General features: G+C 64.2%; 16 protein-coding genes and 3 pseudogenes. 13 read left to right on the plus strand and 6 right to left on the minus strand.

Annotation, left to right across the window (positions count from 1 at the left end):
* Positions 1–234, plus strand: a 234-nt coding sequence (locus A37U_RS46625; protein WP_020500921.1) for a transposase, incomplete at its 5' end; no start/stop codon positions are given.
* A gap of 366 nt (positions 235–600) precedes the next feature.
* Positions 601–1,056 carry a carbonic anhydrase gene (locus tag A37U_RS46630; RefSeq protein ID WP_240437760.1) on the plus strand — a complete coding sequence of 152 codons (456 nt, stop codon included), beginning with the start codon at positions 601–603 and terminating at the stop codon, positions 1,054–1,056.
* 95 nt (positions 1,057–1,151) lie between these two features.
* On the opposite strand, the gene A37U_RS0132905 is transcribed toward A37U_RS46630, so the two are convergent.
* The 5 genes and pseudogenes from A37U_RS0132905 to A37U_RS50495 all read right to left on the minus strand — a co-directional run bounded on the left by A37U_RS0132905 (position 1,152) and on the right by A37U_RS50495 (position 3,635).
* Complete coding sequence (locus tag A37U_RS0132905) at positions 1,152–1,442, minus strand: ester cyclase (RefSeq protein ID WP_020500923.1); 291 nt, start codon at positions 1,440–1,442, stop codon at positions 1,152–1,154.
* Between the two features lie 20 nt (positions 1,443–1,462).
* Positions 1,463–1,642: pseudogene (locus A37U_RS55180) on the minus strand (VOC family protein); the annotation flags it as partial.
* Between the two features lie 357 nt (positions 1,643–1,999).
* Positions 2,000–2,347, minus strand: a complete 348-nt coding sequence (locus tag A37U_RS50490; RefSeq protein ID WP_083934135.1) for a DUF4288 domain-containing protein — start codon at positions 2,345–2,347, stop codon at positions 2,000–2,002.
* A 153-nt stretch (positions 2,348–2,500) separates the two neighbouring features.
* Positions 2,501–2,692 (minus strand): annotated as a pseudogene (locus A37U_RS0132925) (IS3 family transposase); the annotation flags it as partial.
* Between the two features lie 125 nt (positions 2,693–2,817).
* Positions 2,818–3,635 (minus strand): IS5 family transposase gene (locus A37U_RS50495; protein ID WP_086010856.1). Its coding sequence is split into 2 segments (ribosomal slippage): positions 2,818–3,293 and positions 3,293–3,635, totalling 819 coding nucleotides; the frame shifts between segments, so codons are not numbered across the junction.
* Positions 3,636–3,703: 68 nt separating this feature from the next.
* Between A37U_RS50495 and A37U_RS0132940 the strand changes: the two genes are divergently transcribed.
* Complete coding sequence (locus A37U_RS0132940) at positions 3,704–3,946, plus strand: hypothetical protein (RefSeq protein ID WP_020500930.1); 243 nt, start codon at positions 3,704–3,706, stop codon at positions 3,944–3,946.
* A gap of 13 nt (positions 3,947–3,959) precedes the next feature.
* Here the strand turns inward: A37U_RS0132940 and A37U_RS0132945 are convergent, their stop codons facing one another.
* Entirely contained in the window at positions 3,960–5,147 is a 1,188-nt protein-coding gene (locus A37U_RS0132945) for an ROK family transcriptional regulator (RefSeq protein WP_020500931.1), read from the minus strand.
* A 152-nt stretch (positions 5,148–5,299) separates the two neighbouring features.
* Between A37U_RS0132945 and A37U_RS0132950 the strand changes: the two genes are divergently transcribed.
* The 10 genes and pseudogenes from A37U_RS0132950 to A37U_RS46635 form a co-directional block, all read left to right on the plus strand.
* On the plus strand, positions 5,300–6,568 hold the full coding sequence (locus A37U_RS0132950) for an ABC transporter substrate-binding protein (protein ID WP_157183176.1): 1,269 nt from the start codon (positions 5,300–5,302) through the stop codon (positions 6,566–6,568).
* A gap of 55 nt (positions 6,569–6,623) precedes the next feature.
* On the plus strand, positions 6,624–7,499 hold the full coding sequence (locus A37U_RS0132955; protein ID WP_020500933.1) for a carbohydrate ABC transporter permease: 876 nt from the start codon (positions 6,624–6,626) through the stop codon (positions 7,497–7,499).
* On the plus strand, positions 7,496–8,326 hold the full coding sequence (locus A37U_RS0132960; RefSeq protein WP_026197856.1) for a carbohydrate ABC transporter permease: 831 nt from the start codon (positions 7,496–7,498) through the stop codon (positions 8,324–8,326). Before A37U_RS0132955 ends, A37U_RS0132960 begins: the two co-directional genes overlap by 4 nt.
* A gap of 25 nt (positions 8,327–8,351) precedes the next feature.
* Positions 8,352–9,590, plus strand: coding sequence for a Tm-1-like ATP-binding domain-containing protein (locus tag A37U_RS0132965; RefSeq protein ID WP_020500935.1), 1,239 nt, complete (start codon positions 8,352–8,354; stop codon positions 9,588–9,590).
* The gene (locus A37U_RS0132970) at positions 9,587–10,423 is read left to right on the plus strand and encodes a phosphoenolpyruvate hydrolase family protein (protein ID WP_020500936.1); all 837 of its coding nucleotides are present in this window, start codon (positions 9,587–9,589) and stop codon (positions 10,421–10,423) included. The genes A37U_RS0132965 and A37U_RS0132970 overlap by 4 nt, the downstream gene beginning before the upstream one ends.
* Positions 10,424–10,438: 15 nt before the next feature.
* The gene (locus A37U_RS0132975) at positions 10,439–10,822 is read left to right on the plus strand and encodes an EthD family reductase (RefSeq protein WP_020500937.1); all 384 of its coding nucleotides are present in this window, start codon (positions 10,439–10,441) and stop codon (positions 10,820–10,822) included.
* Between the two features lie 2 nt (positions 10,823–10,824).
* Positions 10,825–11,961 carry a Gfo/Idh/MocA family protein gene (locus A37U_RS0132980; protein ID WP_020500938.1) on the plus strand — a complete coding sequence of 379 codons (1,137 nt, stop codon included), beginning with the start codon at positions 10,825–10,827 and terminating at the stop codon, positions 11,959–11,961.
* Between the two features lie 121 nt (positions 11,962–12,082).
* Positions 12,083–12,361, plus strand: a complete 279-nt coding sequence (locus tag A37U_RS54140) for a hypothetical protein (RefSeq protein ID WP_240437761.1) — start codon at positions 12,083–12,085, stop codon at positions 12,359–12,361.
* A gap of 527 nt (positions 12,362–12,888) precedes the next feature.
* Positions 12,889–14,262, plus strand: a complete 1,374-nt coding sequence (locus tag A37U_RS0132995) for an IS1380 family transposase (RefSeq protein WP_026197858.1) — start codon at positions 12,889–12,891, stop codon at positions 14,260–14,262.
* Between the two features lie 156 nt (positions 14,263–14,418).
* Positions 14,419–15,021: pseudogene (locus A37U_RS46635) on the plus strand (acyl-CoA dehydrogenase family protein); the annotation flags it as partial.

The following is a 15,021-nucleotide window of genomic DNA, read 5'->3' on the forward strand; positions in this document are numbered from 1 at the left end:
GTGTTGTGCTCCACAAATGCGATTGAGTCGCTGAACGCGCGGTACCGTAAGGCCGTGCGGGCACGAGGTCACTTCCCCACGGAGCAGGCTGCGTTAAAGTGTCTGTATCTGGTCACGAGGTCGCTCGATCCGACGGGCAAGGGACAGGCTCGGNGGACCATGCGGNGGAAACCCGCATTGAACGCGTTCGCGAACACGTTCGGTGACCGCTGGCCGGCCGCCGAGAAGTACTAACCACCAACGCCGAAAACACCGAACCTGTTACAGGCCCTCAACTGCTCCACTTTTGCTCCTGGGCTGGACGACTTGCGGCAGTGTGGATCTCGCTGCATCGTGGGCGTCTCATTTCGGGGGTTGGCTGCGAGGAAAGGATCGATCTCTGTGTCGAGGGCGTGGGCGGGTCGGTGGCGCTGGCGTTGCTGAACGACGGTCTCCAGCAGCGAGGACAGCACGGTGTGACTGGTTCGGTCCGGTCTTCGACTGGCAGGGGTCGAGCGGCCTGACCGACAGAGTCTGCGCCCGGTGCCGACTCTCCTCGCTTGCTGCGCTGGAGCCGCGTCGTCCAGCTGCGACCCAGTATTCGAACCAGAGAAACACGGTGTGCGGTTCCTCGGCGAAGGTGTCACGGAGGATTGGAGGACGACGTGCAGCCACGTGATGGGCCCGGAAGTGCTGGGGAGTGTCGAATATGGGGTGAACCTGCTCGAGTGCCCGCTTGTGGTGGTTCTGGGTCATGATTCGTGCGGTGCGATCGCGGCGACGCGGGATGCGGTCGATAATGGGACGACCGGGCAGGGGTATGTGCGGGATGTGATCGAGCGGGTGACTCCGAGCGTGCTCGCGTCCCATGCCGCCGGACGCACCCAGAACGCGGAATTCATCGCCGACCACGTCCGGCACACTGTCGAACTTCTGTTGGACCGGTCGCGCCCGCTGGCCGAGGCGGTCGAAGCCGGGCGCGTCGCGGTGGTCGGACTGTCCTACCGACTGACCGCGGGCAGCGCCCAAGTCGTGACTGTTCGCGGGCTCGACGACTGGCCTGACACAGCATACTGAGACCCGAGGACGAAATGCCCGCGACCAATCGTCGAGCAGCTCACCCTTCGAATCTTCGGACAGAACTACTGCCAGCGCGCCATCAGGGCAGTTGCTCACGCGCCGTCCTCAGCGCGAGGGAGGTGGAGTTCCTTGAGAAGGTTGAATTCGGAGTATACGGACCATTCCTCGACGACGCGGCTGCCGGTGAGGTGCTGGTGGGAGATGCCGAGGATGCGGACGCGTCGGCCGGTCGGTGGCCCGTAGCGACTGGGGCCGATGTTGGTGCCGATCAGGGTCCAGCGCCCCGCGACCTTGATCTGGTCTTCTGCGGTGGTGTTCCAGTAGACCTCGTCGAAGTACATTCGCGCGTCGGGCAGCATGGCGAGGATATCGTGTTGATCCACGATTGGGAGGCTGTCGTCGCTCAGACTACACAGAACTCGTTGCCCTCAGGGTCGAGCATCACTACGTGGTCCGCGTGGCCATGGACGACATCCCGTCGGTCGACAGTCGCGCCTGCGCTGACCAGTTCGGCAACCTTCGCGTCTATCCGCCTCGTTCGCTCGTCGGCGTCGATGTGCCGACCGCCGGACACCTTCAGGTCGAGGTGGAGTCGGTTCTTGGCCCGCTGGGGTTCCGATAGTTGTAATAGAGACGCAACCGTTTCAAATCTACATTCTGTCGGTCTTTCCCCTTATGGGGTGGCCTCCGTCCGGTGGTTGTTGGGTGGTTTTGCGTCATCTTCATCACGGCCCGACGTCCCATGCTTACGATCCGCTGTGGATGTATGGTTGAAGGGGACGTGTCTTGAGTGAGGAAGCGGACAGAGCGGGCCGGTGTATGTCGGGACACGCTCGGCTGATCCGGATGCGGAAATCGTGTTGGAGCTGCGTGCGACCGGTGAGCTGGTTACCGGGGCTGATCAAGAACAGCGGTGCAGCATCCTCGAGCGGGTGCTTCCTTAAAGTTCGTTATTAGATAATTGAACTTCAAACGCGCGATATGCGGAATAATCCCGAAAATGGCGTGTATAGATCTCGGCTCCATCACTAACGTGGTCCTCGACTTCTTTCACGTCGACGACGTGTTTAAGACTCCACGAGATCAGTTGACCGTCGGCGTTGTGATAGCTCGTCTCACGTTGACGTCCGTGGTCGTACGCTTTCGCGCGTGCCTCTTGGTCGGATGGCGCGAGTACTAAGCTGACTGTTTCTTCATAGAGGGGCAAGTAATCAGGGTTCGAGCAAGACGACTCAAACACTAAAAGAGCCGCATAAACGCGCTTCTCGCCTTCCTTGGGATGATTCACTTAGTTCCTCGCAAATGTCAGGTACCTGCTTTGGCTGGATCGAAGTCTACGGCTTCTCGAACCGCTTGTCATTGAGCAGCTTCCATGCCTTCTTGCCCGGCGCTGAAGAGTCTTTGGTCTGCCCCGGGTTTCGTGGAGTCCGGTTGATGGATTTCACGCCACGACGGTTGCGTTCTCGAACTCTATCGGAGTGAGCCATCCCAGTCGGCTGTGGCGTCGTTGGCGGTTGTGCCAGATCTCGAGGTATTCGAAGATCGCGTTGGCCAGCTCGACTCGCGTGCGCCAGCGGTGACGGTCGAGTAGTTCGACCTGCATGCGCGACCAGAACGACTCCATCATCGCGTTGACGCCCCTATAGTCAAGGATTCGCTGTCGTGGTGTTGGTGGCAGCGTTGCGGCGGGCGCGGTGGTCGGTCATGACGGCTTGGTAGATTTCGCGGGCGAGATATGGGGTGTACTAAGAGCATGTCTCATGTGGTGAGTTTGCGGAGTTTCTTGTGGCAGGTGAGGCTGGCTCCGAGGATGAGGAAGGAGAGGAAGTGGTCGGCTTTGCGTTTGTAGCGCAACGTGAGGCGCCGGTATCCGGTGAACCAGGCCATGGTTCGTTCGATGACCCAGCGGTGCTGGCCGAGTTTGTCTTTGGATTCGATGCCTTTGCCGGCGATGCGGACTGTGATGCCGCGGTCGCGGACCCAGTCTCGCAGGTCGGGCTGGTCGTAGGCCTTGTCGGCGTGCAGCTTGGCCGGCTTGCGGCGCCGTGGGCCACGACGGGAGCGGATCGCCGGGATAGCCGTCACCAGCGGCTTGAGGGCGTGGCTGTCGTGGGTGTTAGCTGCGGAGACGGCGACCACGAGCGGCAGTCCGGCGCGGTCGGACAGGGCGTGGATCTTCGAGCCGGGCTTGCCGCGATCGACCGGGCTGGGGCCGGTCATGGCTCCCCCTTTTTCGCCCGTACGCAGGCACCATCCACGATCGCGCGGCTCCAATCAATGAGGCCCTGGCTGCCGAGTTCGTCCAGCAGCACGCGATGCAACTGTCGCCACAGCCCAACCTTGGTCCACTGGCCGAAACGGCGATGCGCGGTCTGGAACGGCACCCCGAACGACGGTGGAAGATCCCGCCATGCGCATCCGCTGGTCAGCACGTACACGATCGCGGTGAACACCGAACGAGCATCCACCGGGGCAGTGCCACCGCCCTGCGGGCGCGGCTCGAACACCGGGATCAACGGCTCCACCAGTGCCCACAACTCATCCGGCACCAACCGCAACGACAAACGATCAACCACAACCAAGATCATGACGCATCAACGGTCACACACCACGTAAGACACGCTCTAAACACCCACGCTTCCACGTGCACTTCACCCCGACCGGCTCCTCCTGGATCAACCAGGTCGAACGCTGGTTCGGCTACCTCACCAACCAGCTCATCCGCCGCGGCGTCCACAAAAACGTTACCGCACTGGAAAAAGACGTCCGCGAATGGATCACCGCCTGGAACCACGACCCGAAACCCTTCGTCTGGACCAAGACAGCCGACCAGATCCTCAACTCCCTATCCAAATATATGACGATAATTTCCGGTGCAGGACACTAGCCGGCGACGCGGTTCAGGTCTCGTGGTGTGCTGCGATGAAGCGGTCGATCGCCTCTGGGTGCAGGGTGTGTTCGGTGACCGTGAGTGCGGCGCCGCGCAGGCCGGCATCGTCGCCGAGCTGGCTGCGTTCGAGAGTCAGCGCGCGTGCCGCGGAGGGGAGAGCTGCCCGATAAATGGCCTCGTGCATGCCGACCAGTAGCTGATCTCCCGCGTCGACCAGGTATCCCCACACGGTGATCACGTCCGGGTTGAGCAGGTTGATCGCCGCCGCCACGACGGTGCCGATGTGCAGTCCGGCTTCGCGGATTGCCTGGCTCGCCTCCACGACGCCGGTGTCGGCCAATGCCGCTAGATCGCGTGCGGACTGGGTGTCGAAGCCTTTCGCCGCGAGCTGACCGGCCAAGGCGGCACCTCCGGCAACCGTGTTCAGGCAACTGAGGCTTCCACACCGACAGGGCGCGTTCCCTTCGGCCACCTTGACGTGCCCGATCTCCCCGAACAGACCGGTGGCACCGCGCGCCACGTTTCCGTCGACAACGAGCCCGCATGCGATGACAGTGCCGAGCTTGAGGGACAGGAACATACGCGCATCCGGCCAACAGAGCCGGTGCTCGCCGAGCGCCATGAAATTGACGTCGCGGTCCACGAAGACCGGACAGTCGAACGCGGCGGTCAACCGGTCCGCTATGGATTCGGTCGCCCAGGCGTTTCTCTCGTCGCCGTGTGGTGCGTAGATCTGCAGCTCTCCGGGTAGCCCGATGCCGATGCCGTGCACTCTTGTCGGCGGGGCGATCTCGTCGAGCGCGGCGGAGAATTCGTGCTGCAGCACACCGAGTACGGCCTCGGGGCCCTCCTCGATGTCCAGCCGAACGTGGTGACTGGACAGGATTTCCCCGGCGAGGTCGGTCACCGCGATTCGCGTACCACTCATACCGACCTGGGCGGCGAGAGTGACTCCGGCCCGCTGGTTGAAGGCGTGCACCGTCGCCGGCCGTCCGCGCCCCGGCGACGCCTCGCCGGCCGGAAGCAGGAGCCCGTGGCGGGACAGCGTTTCGAGCCGCTCGGCGACCGTGGAGCGCGCCACGCCCATACGCGCGGCCAGGTCCGTAGTCGTCGCGGCCACGCCGCGGCGAATGAGGTCGAGCACCTCCCCGGTGCGGGCCAGTCGCGCGGAGCTGTTCTGCGTCTGTCGGGTAGTCACATCTGCCGACTATACGACGCGCAAAAGCGTTGAAACCGGCCATTGACAGCGATCGTCATCACATATATGTTGATTATCGGCGTAATTAGCGGCTGTATGGCCGCCCATCGCGGTGTGTGCCTGGCTGTCCCGATCGATGATTGGGGATCGGCGTGCGACGTAGCAAGCCCTTGCTGTCATTGCTTTCCCTCGCCGCAACGGTGCTTCTGACCGGATGTGCGGTTACCCCGGCGGCATTCGAGCGCGCGGACTCGGCGCATACGTTGACCGTGTGGACTTACCTCGCCGGTGACGAAGAAGAGGTGAACTTCGCGAAACTCGACGAGTTGTTCACCCGGAGCCATCCGGATGTGCGGATCCGGCGGGTCGCCATCCCACTCGGTGAATTCACCCCGAAACTGCTCGCGGCCGCCGCCACCGGTGACGGCCCGGACATCGTGATCGGAAACCCGGTCGTCGATTTCCCGTTGCTGTCCAAGGCTCATGTCTACGCGGACCTGACCGAGCGGTGGCAGCGGTGGCCCGAACACTCGAAGTTCTCCGACATCGGTCTCTGGCGTGACGACAAGGGCAGACTGGATGCGATCCACTGGCGCTTCAACGATCTTGGCCTGTGGTACAACAAAGACATTCTGGAAGCCGAGCACATTCCGGTTCCTCGTACCCTTCCCGAGTTCGAAGCCGCGCTGCGCACGGTGGCGCAGAACGGGAAGCAGCGGCCACTGACCGTCGCCGGGGACCCCAGTGTGCAAGCGGCGTGGTCCTCGATGATGTGGCTGTACACACAGCACGTCAATTACTGCACGCTGAACTCTCCGCGCACTACCGACGTTCTGGCCATGCTCGCTGGGTGGCTGCGCAAGGGATACCTACCGATCGACACCTCCAGCCTGCCCATCGAGACTGCTTTCGACCGGTTCCTCAGCGGGAACTACGCCTTCACCATCGGCGGGAGCTGGGAATTGGGCAAGCTTCGTTCGGAGCCGCCCACTTTCCGCTACGGCTCCGCGATGATTCCTTCCGGGAAAGCGGGCAATAAGATGGCCTTCGCGGGTGAATCGGTCGGAATCGGCGCCTACGCGAAGAACAAGGACCTCGCCTGGAGCTACCTCACCACCTCGTACCTGTCCAAGCGGGCGCAGCTGGTGACCTTCCGGCAAACCGGTGCCTTGCCACCCCGGCTCGACATCCGGCGCGGGCCCAGGGTGAGTGGCGACCCGGTGGCTCGCCCGTTCGTCGCCGCGCTGGAACCCAGTGTGCTGCAACCGTGGCCGGACAACCCCAACACACTGGAGGCGCAGACCGATGTCGGTGCCGCGTTCAGCACACTGTTCTCCGGGGACGTGTCCGGAGCGGAAATCGCCGAGCAGATTCGCTCCGACGTGACCAGGGCGTTGAAGGACGGTGGCGGTGGCTGTTAAGGACATGCGCTCGCCGCGCGATACGTCCCGCGGCGGTCCCCCAAGTCGAAGGGGCGTGGCCGGGCGCGTCGGCGGTTACCGGATGGTCTGGTTCGTGGCCCCGGCCGTGCTCTTCCTCGCCGCGCTGGTCATCTACCCGCTCGGTGTCCTGCTGCAGATGAGCTTCAGCACGATCACCCCGTCGAGCATCCTCGGTGGCTGGTCATGGGCCGGGCTTGACAATTATCGCCCCGTTCTGGAGTCGGCGAAATTCTGGTCCTCCTTGCTGGCGACCGGATACTTCATCGTGCTGCTGTTGGTGGTGAATCTGATCCTCGGCTTCGTCGTGGCCTGCCTGCTCGCGGTCCCCGCGCGCAGCGGTGCGATCCTGCAGGGCCTGATGATCTTCGTGTGGGCGATGCCGCCGGTGGTCATCGGCAACGTGTGGAAGTTCCTATTCGCCGAGGACGGACTGGTCAACCGGGTGATCGGATTGGTCGGCCTCTCCCCGGTCGGCTGGTTGAGCGACACTTCCCTTGCAGTCTGGTCGGTTTCGGCGGTCACCGCATGGGCGAGCCTGCCGTTCAGCGTGATCATGATGAAGTCGGCGATGCTGGGCATTCCGCAGGAGGTGTACGACGCCGCGGCGGTGGACGGCTGTGGGTACTGGCAGACGCGCTGGCGCGTGGTGCTCCCGCTGCTGCGCCCCACGATGCTCATACTGGCGATTTTCACGGTCATGTACGGGTTCCGTAGCTTCGACTTCGTCTATGTGCTGACCCAGGGCGGACCGGGAACGGCGAGCGCCACGTTGCCGTTCTACGCGTACCGGGAGGCGTTCACCCGGTTCGATTTCAGCAGCGGAAGCGTGGTGGCCACGCTCTCGCTGGTCATTGTCTTCATGCTCGGCTTCGCCTACGTCCGTGCGGCGCGTAGGGAGCTGGAAGGATGACCTACCAACGTCCACAACGGACCTTCACAGTGCTCGGTCGCAGCTTACTGTTCGCCGTTTACGGTGTGCCCCTTCTGGTGTTGCTGGCGATCTCGGTGAAATCCGAGAAGGACATCACCAAGGATCCGGCTGGCCTGCTGTTCGCACCGACGGGGGAACAGTACGTCAAGGTGGGCGCCGACGCCGGACCAGCGCTGGCCAACTCGGCTCAGATCGCACTCGGTACCATGCTGCTGACGGTGTGTCTGGCGGTGCCCGGTGCCTACGGATTGAGCCGCAAGCGCACCAGGGCGTGGACAGCCACCACGACGGTGCTACTCGCCGCGATCATCGTGCTGCAGATGGTTCCGCAACCGATGTCGGTGATTCCGCTGTACAACGTGCTCGCGCGGCTGGGCGTGATCAACACGATTGTCGGTGTCGTGCTGGCGAACAGCGCCCTGCTGCTGCCATTCGCCTTGCTATTGCTGCGTCCCTTCTTCGTATCCATTCCCCGGGAGCTGGAGGAGGCGGCGATCTGTGACGGGGCTTCGCTGCCGCGAATGTTTTTCCGTGTCGTCGTTCCACTGGCGCGCAACGGAATCGTCACGGTAAGCGTGATGGTGTTCATGTTGTCCTGGGGGGAGTTCATCTATGGCGCCACGTTTCTCACCGCACCCGATGCTTATCCGGTCAGCGCGCTGCTCGCCCAGCAGGTGAGCCTGTACGGCACGGACTGGGGACGGCTGATGGCCCTCGCGGTGGTCACCACGGTCCCGATCCTTCTCGTGTTCCTGTTCAGCCAGCGACGACTCGCGGAGGGAATGTTGACCGGTGCGGTGAAGTGATGGTGTGGCAAGGAAAGGGGAGTCGATGACCACGGTCGCCTTGCTTGGTTCATTGGACACCAAGGGCGAAGAGTACATGTTTCTGCGGGAACGGCTGCGGCAAGCCGGTGTTCAGGTGGTGTTGATCGATAGCGGCGTGCTGGAACCACCGACCGTCACCCCGGATATCGACCGGGCGACGGTCGCGGCGGCGGCCGGAACAAGTATCGAGGAGCTCCTCGCTGGCGGTGACAGGGCAAGCGCGGTCGGCGCGATGGGCGAGGGTGCGGGCACGCTGCTCGCGGCCATGGTCGCCGAGGGCTCGGTCGACGGGGTGCTCGCGCTCGGCGGATCCGGCGGCACCGACACCGCATCCCGTGCTATGCGCGAGCTTCCGCTCGGCGTGCCCAAGGTGATCGTCTCCACGATGGCGTCCGGGAACACTCGTGGTTACGTGGGCACCAGCGATATCACCATGATGTACTCCGTCGTCGATATCTCCGGGGTGAATTCCGTTTCCGCCCCCATCCTGGCCAACGCCGCCGCGGCGACGGCGGGCATGGCGGCGACCGAACGCCCGCGAATGGATGGGCACCATCCCGTCGTCGCCGCCTCGATGGTGGGCCTGACCACGCCCGGGGGCAGCAGACTGTGCGAGCGGTTGGGAGAGTTCGGCTACGAGTCGCTGGTCTTCCACGCCACCGGGGTCGGCGGACGCACTCTGGAGTCATTGGTCGAGCAGGGACGGGTCGCCGGAGTCGCCGAGATGACCCCGACCGAACTTGTCGACGACCTGTTCGGCGGGATCTGTAGCGCGGGGCCTGACCGGCTGACTGCCGCGGGACGACGCGGTATCCCCCAGGTGGTCTCCCTCGGCGCCCTCGACATGATCAACTTCGGTCCGATGGATTCATTGCCGCAGCGGTATCGGAACCGGGTCATACACGTGCACAACGAGCAGATCACGCTGGTGCGCACCGACCCCGCCGAATGCGCGCAGCTTGGCGGCGTGCTGGCGACGAAGCTCAACGCGGCTCGGGGGCCGGTCTCGGTGTTTGTGCCCACCGAAGGGCTTTCCTCGATTTCCGTTGCCGGGAAACCCTTCCACGACACGGAAGCGGACACCGCACTGGTCGATGCGCTCCTCGCGGGGTTGCGGCCCGAGGTGACCGTGCACCGGGCCGAGACCGACGTGAACGACCGCGATCTGGCCGTGTGCATGGCCGAGGAGCTACACCGGCTGTTACGCGAATCTCGTGAGACAGCACAGAAAGGTTCAACATGACCCGTTCCGATATTCTCGCCACCTACGCAGCCAAGGTCGCCACCGGCGCGCCGATCATCGGCGCCGGCGCGGGAATCGGCCTCTCTGCGAGATGCGCGGAGTCCGCAGGCGCCGATTTCCTCGTCATCTACAACTCGGGCCGGTACCGAATGGCCGGTCGAGGCTCGACCGCGGGATTGATGCCATACGGCGACGCAAACGCCATCGTGGTGGACATGGGCAGGGAAGTACTGCCGGTGGTGGAAACGACACCGGTGCTCGCCGGCGTGTGTGGATCGGACCCGTTCCGGTTGATGCCAGTCTTCCTACGCGAGTTGAAGAACATGGGTTTCGCGGGTGTGCAGAACTACCCGACGGTATGCCTGTTCGAAGGCATGGTGCGGGCAAACCTGGAGGAGACCGGAATGGGCTTCGACCGTGAAGTGGCGATGATCCACGAGGCACACCGGCAAGATCTGGTCACCGCGACGTATGTGGCCACCCGCGCCGAAGCGGAGGAGATGACCAAGGCAGGCGCGGACATTCTGGTGCCACACATGGGTTTGACCACATCGGGAAGCATCGGTGCGCAGACGGCGATCTCGCTGGACGAGTCCGTCGAACGAGTACGCGAGATGCAGGCCGCGATCAGGCAGATCAACCCCGAGTCCTTGGTGCTCTGCCACGGCGGCCCCATCGCCGGCCCGGACGATGTGGCATATCTGTTCGAACGCGTGCCAGGACTTGCCGGATTCCTCGGCGCGTCGAGCATGGAACGACTGCCGACCGAGGTGGCCATGACCACGCACATCGAGCGCTTCACTCAGCTGCGACCGAGCCCTAATCTTTCCTGAAACAAGGAGTTCACCGTGCCCCATCGCCTGACCATCCTGTACGGACAGCCCGAGGACCCCGCGGAATTCGACCGCTACTACCAAGACGTGCATCTCCCGCTGGCCCGGCGCATGCCGAGCCTGACCGGGTGGACACTCAACTGGACGACCGACTCTCCGGACGGAACCACACCCGAGTACCGGCTCATCGTCGATCTCTACGCCCCCAGCAAGGAAGCCATGCTGGCGATCCTCGACTCACCCGAGGGCCGGGCCGCCGCCGAGGATGTCGGCCGGTTCGCCACCGGTGGAGTGACGTTCCTGCACGGTGCGGAGCAGACCCTGATGACCGTGCAGCACGGCTCGGCCACACCCGTACCGTCCCCGGAAGACGGCAGCGAGCAGAGCACGGAGGGCTGACAGTGACGACGCTCAACATCGCCGTGGTGGGCCTCGGGTTCGGAGTCGACTTCCTGCCGATCTACCAGTCGCACCCGCAGGTCGGGAAGGTCGGGATCTGTGACCGGGACGCCGACCGGCTCCGGGATGTCGGTGAGGCGTTCGGGATCCAGGATCGGCACACCGACCTGGACGAGGTGCTCTGCCGCGAAGACTACGATGCGGTGCACCTGCTGACTCCGGTGGCCTGGCACCGGCAACAGGTGCTCCAAATACTCGCCGCCGGAAAGCACGTGGCATCCGCCGTGCCGATGGGCAGGAGCATCGAGGACCTCGATTCCATCCTCGCCGCCCAGCAGCGATCCGGGAAGAACTACATGATGATGGAGACCGCCGTGTACGGGCGCGAGTTCTTCTTCGTCGAAGACCTCATCGCGCGCGGGCAACTCGGCGAAATCACCTTCCTGCGTGGTACGCACATCCAGGACTTGGACGGATTTCCCAGCTACTGGTGGGGCTACCCACCCATGCTGTATGCAACCCACGCGCTGTCCCCGCTGCTGGCACTGTGTGGCCAGACCGTCAGCAGCGTTCGGTGTCTCGGTTCCGGACGACTGCCGCCGGAACTGATGCACGACTACGACAACCCGTTCCCGTTGGAGGCAGCGTTGTTCCGCCTCGGCGACGGTGAATTGGCCGCCGAAGTCACCGCATCGTTCCACCGGGTGGCGCGCAGCTTTCACGAAGGATTCTCGATCTACGGCACACGCAGCGGCTTCGAGTGGCAACAGCTCGAACACGAGCAACCCACCTTATTCGAGCTCGGCCCGGCACCCGAGCACCGCAGGGGCGGGCTTACTGCCGAGCACCGGGTCGCCCTCCCGGATCGCCACGACACCTTACCCGCGCAGATCCGCCGATTCACCCAGGCGACCGACTACGCCCCGGGCACCGGCCGGACAATACGCACGCCGGCCTATCACTCCGGTTCGCATCCGCATCTCGCGCACGAGTTCGTCTCCAGCGTCATCGAGGGGCGTCGTCCCGCCGTGGATGCGATCACCGCAGCACAGTGGTGCGCGCCGGGGATCTGCGCGCACCACTCCGCGATGCAGGGCGGAGAAGCCGTGGAGGTTCCCCGATACCACGATGCGTGCTGACCCAAGCGGATGGACAGGACAGAAGGCGAACCCCGGATCGTGCGCAACCTGCCTACCAGCGGCACTGTCCGAACGACGAATCACCCCACTGTTCGATGCTGGGGTCGGGTGCGCGCCGCTGATGCCTGCGAGAGAGTTCGACAGCCCGGAACCGTTCCCACGTGGATGGCAGTGCGCTTCCACTTGCCCGGGCGAAATCGAACACCACCTGACTGGCCTCGATGCGGCCCTCCTGCGCGGTGAAGAACTCGTGGTTTTCGGTGGCGCCCCGTTCGATGATCGCGACGAGCACCTCGGCTTTGGTTGGGAAGTAGTGGAAGAACGTGCCAGAGCCATGCCCCTGGCGCACGCGGCGATCGAGGCCGACCTGCAGGTCGTTTGGTTCACCCTGGAGCGCTGACCGGCACGGTCAACAAGGCCAAAGCCGACGGCACCGTCGCTCGCACCATCTCCCGTATCTGTGGCAGCGACCTCGTCGTGGTCGACGACATCGGCATGCTGCCCCGACCGTAGACAGGCTCCTGCACCACGCGCACCTGGTCGCCACCAGCGGCGATTCCCACCGCCTCGCCGAAGCCATCACCGGCACAGGAGCCACCCCACTGAACCCGTAACCGTATCAGCGGCCGATGCCGAACAAACGATGTTTCAGAAGCGAGTCCGCATACGGACCACTGAGCCGGTTCGTTTTGCCGCTGCTCCCTTGGCAAGGAGCAGCTCGCTCGGGTCGACGTGATCCTGCTCGTGCTGGCCGATAGTGAAAGCCATGGCCGACCGCTTTGATTGGGGTGATCTTTTCAGGTCTAGCCTGCATATTTCACGTGGGGGTGCGGCGACACGGGGTGTAGGTAGTACGAAGTGCCTGTCCTGCAGCGGATACTGGGTTTGCTGAAGGTCCAGTTCGCGGCGCGGGAAGGCATCTCGTAGATGAAGCGTAAGGGGTTGGTTCGGCGGGTCAAGGTTACCGCGGGCGGGCGGGGTGTCGTGTCGCATGCCGGGGTGGGGCTGTTGCGGGAGTTGGCCGAGGACACGGGGCTTTCGGGCGGGGTGAGCGATGTGCTGGCTGATGCGTATCGGGGTATACCGGTGCATGCGCCGGGTCGGGTGTTCACCGATCTGGCGGTGGCGGTTGCCGATGGGGCGGACGCGATTTCTGGGATCGCGACGTTAGGCGATCGGGCGGGGTTGCATGGCCCGGTCGCGTCGATGCCGACTACGTGGCGGTTGCTGGAACGTATCGACGTCGAGCATCTGCCCCGGATCGGTCAGGCGCGGGCACGGGCTTGGGCCGCCGGTGCGGGTCCTGATCTGGGCGAGGAGTTGCGGCTGGATTTCGATGCCACGATCACGATCGCGCACTCGGACAAGCAGCACGCGGCCGCGACCTGGAAACACACGTTCGGGTTCCACCCGCTGCTGTGTTTCCTCGATCGTCCCGAGGTGGCTGGCGGGGAAGCCCTGGCCGGGCTGTTGCGGCCCGGGAATGCCGGGGCGAATACCGCGGCCGATCACATCACCGTGCTCGAGCAGGCCCTGGCCGCGTTACCGGCTTATGCCCGGCCCGTGCCTGGCGATACGCGCGGGCCGCGGGTGCTGGCCCGCTCAGACTCGGCCGGGGCGACCCGCGCGTTCGCTGCCGCCTGCCGCGCCCGCGGTGTCGGGTTCTCGTTCGGGTTCCGCGTCGATGCCCGCATCCAAGCCATCGTCGACGAAATCCCCGCCCAGGACTGGACACCGGCGACCGAACCCGACCGGCGCCACCGGGACGGGGCCTGGGTCGCCGAGGCCACCGGCATGCTCGATCTGTCGCATTGGCCCACCGGCTCGCGGCTGCTGCTGCGCAAGGAACGACCCCATCCAGGAGCGCAACTGCGTTTCATCGACACCGAAGGCCATCGGGTCACCGCCGTGCTGACCGACACACCACCCGGGGTCATCATCGGCGGCATCGAAGGTCTGGAACTACGCCACCGACAACACGCACGCGTCGAAGACCGCATCCGTGAAGCCAAAAACACGGGCCTGCGGAACCTGCCCTGCCACGCGTTTGCTCACAACGCGGCATGGCTGACTGTCGTGCTGACCGCCACCGACCTCGTGTGCTGGATCAAACTCCTGAGCTTCGGCGATCACCCCGAACTTTCGCGCGCCGAAATCAACACCTTCCGCTACCGCGTGCTGCACCTCGCCGCCCAACTCGTGCACACCGGCAGACAACACCACCTGCGCATCGACCGAACCTGGCGCTGGTCCACCGAAATCGCCGAAGGCTTCCACGAACTTCGCACCGCCCTGCACTGAAACCACCGCACCCACAGACTGCCCACACCCCCAGCCCGCGAAAGGCAAACCGAACACCACCGACCCCGCCAGCCAGCGGGCAACCCCATACTGACCCAACCCGAACAAACCACAGACAAGATCAACATCAACCTCGACGAATAATCCAGGCTAGATACCACCGCCCGCCGAGAGGGCAACGAATGGGTCCTCACCGGCGAGAAAAAATGGATCGGCAACGCGACGTTCGCTGACCTGACCGTCGTCTGGGCCCGCGATATCGAGGACCACCACGTCAAAGGCTTCATCATCGAGAAGGACACACCCGGCTTTCACCCCACCAAGATCGAGGGAAAGATCGCCCTGCGCGCGGTGGAAAACGCCGACATCAGCCTCGACGAGTGCCGCGTACCCGAGGCAAACCGGCTGCAACGCGCCAACACCTTCCGCGATACCAGCGACGTGCTACGCCAAACTCGCGACGGAGTGGCCTGGGGCTCGGTCGGCTGCATGATGGCCGCCTACGAACTTGCCCGCGACTACACCACCACCCGCGAACAGTTCGGCCAGCCGATCGCGAAGTTCCAACTCATTCAGGATCACCTGGCCACCATGCTCGGTAACATCACCGCCTCGCTGTCGATGGTGGTGCGACTGGCCCAGCTGCAAGACCAGGGCGTCAACAAGGACGAGCACTCCGCCCTGGCCAAATCCGTCGTCACCACAAAAATGCGTGACACCGTGGCCCGAGCCCGGGAAGTCCTCGGCGGCAACGGAATC

It is taken from the genome of Sciscionella marina DSM 45152 (assembly GCF_000379465.1).
Lineage (GTDB): Bacteria > Actinomycetota > Actinomycetes > Mycobacteriales > Pseudonocardiaceae > Sciscionella > Sciscionella marina.

What these genes read in the sequence shown, in the direction of transcription:
- A37U_RS0132960 (WP_026197856.1), top strand. Translation starts at nt 7,496, where the DNA reads ATGACCTACCAACGTCCACAACGGACCTTCACAGTGCTCGGTCGCAGC.
- A37U_RS0132965 (WP_020500935.1), top strand. Translation starts at nt 8,352, where the DNA reads ATGACCACGGTCGCCTTGCTTGGTTCATTGGACACCAAGGGCGAAGAG.
- A37U_RS0132970 (WP_020500936.1), top strand. Translation starts at nt 9,587, where the DNA reads ATGACCCGTTCCGATATTCTCGCCACCTACGCAGCCAAGGTCGCCACC.
- A37U_RS54140 (WP_240437761.1), top strand. Translation starts at nt 12,083, where the DNA reads ATGCCTGCGAGAGAGTTCGACAGCCCGGAACCGTTCCCACGTGGATGG.
- A37U_RS0132995 (WP_026197858.1), top strand. Translation starts at nt 12,889, where the DNA reads ATGAAGCGTAAGGGGTTGGTTCGGCGGGTCAAGGTTACCGCGGGCGGG.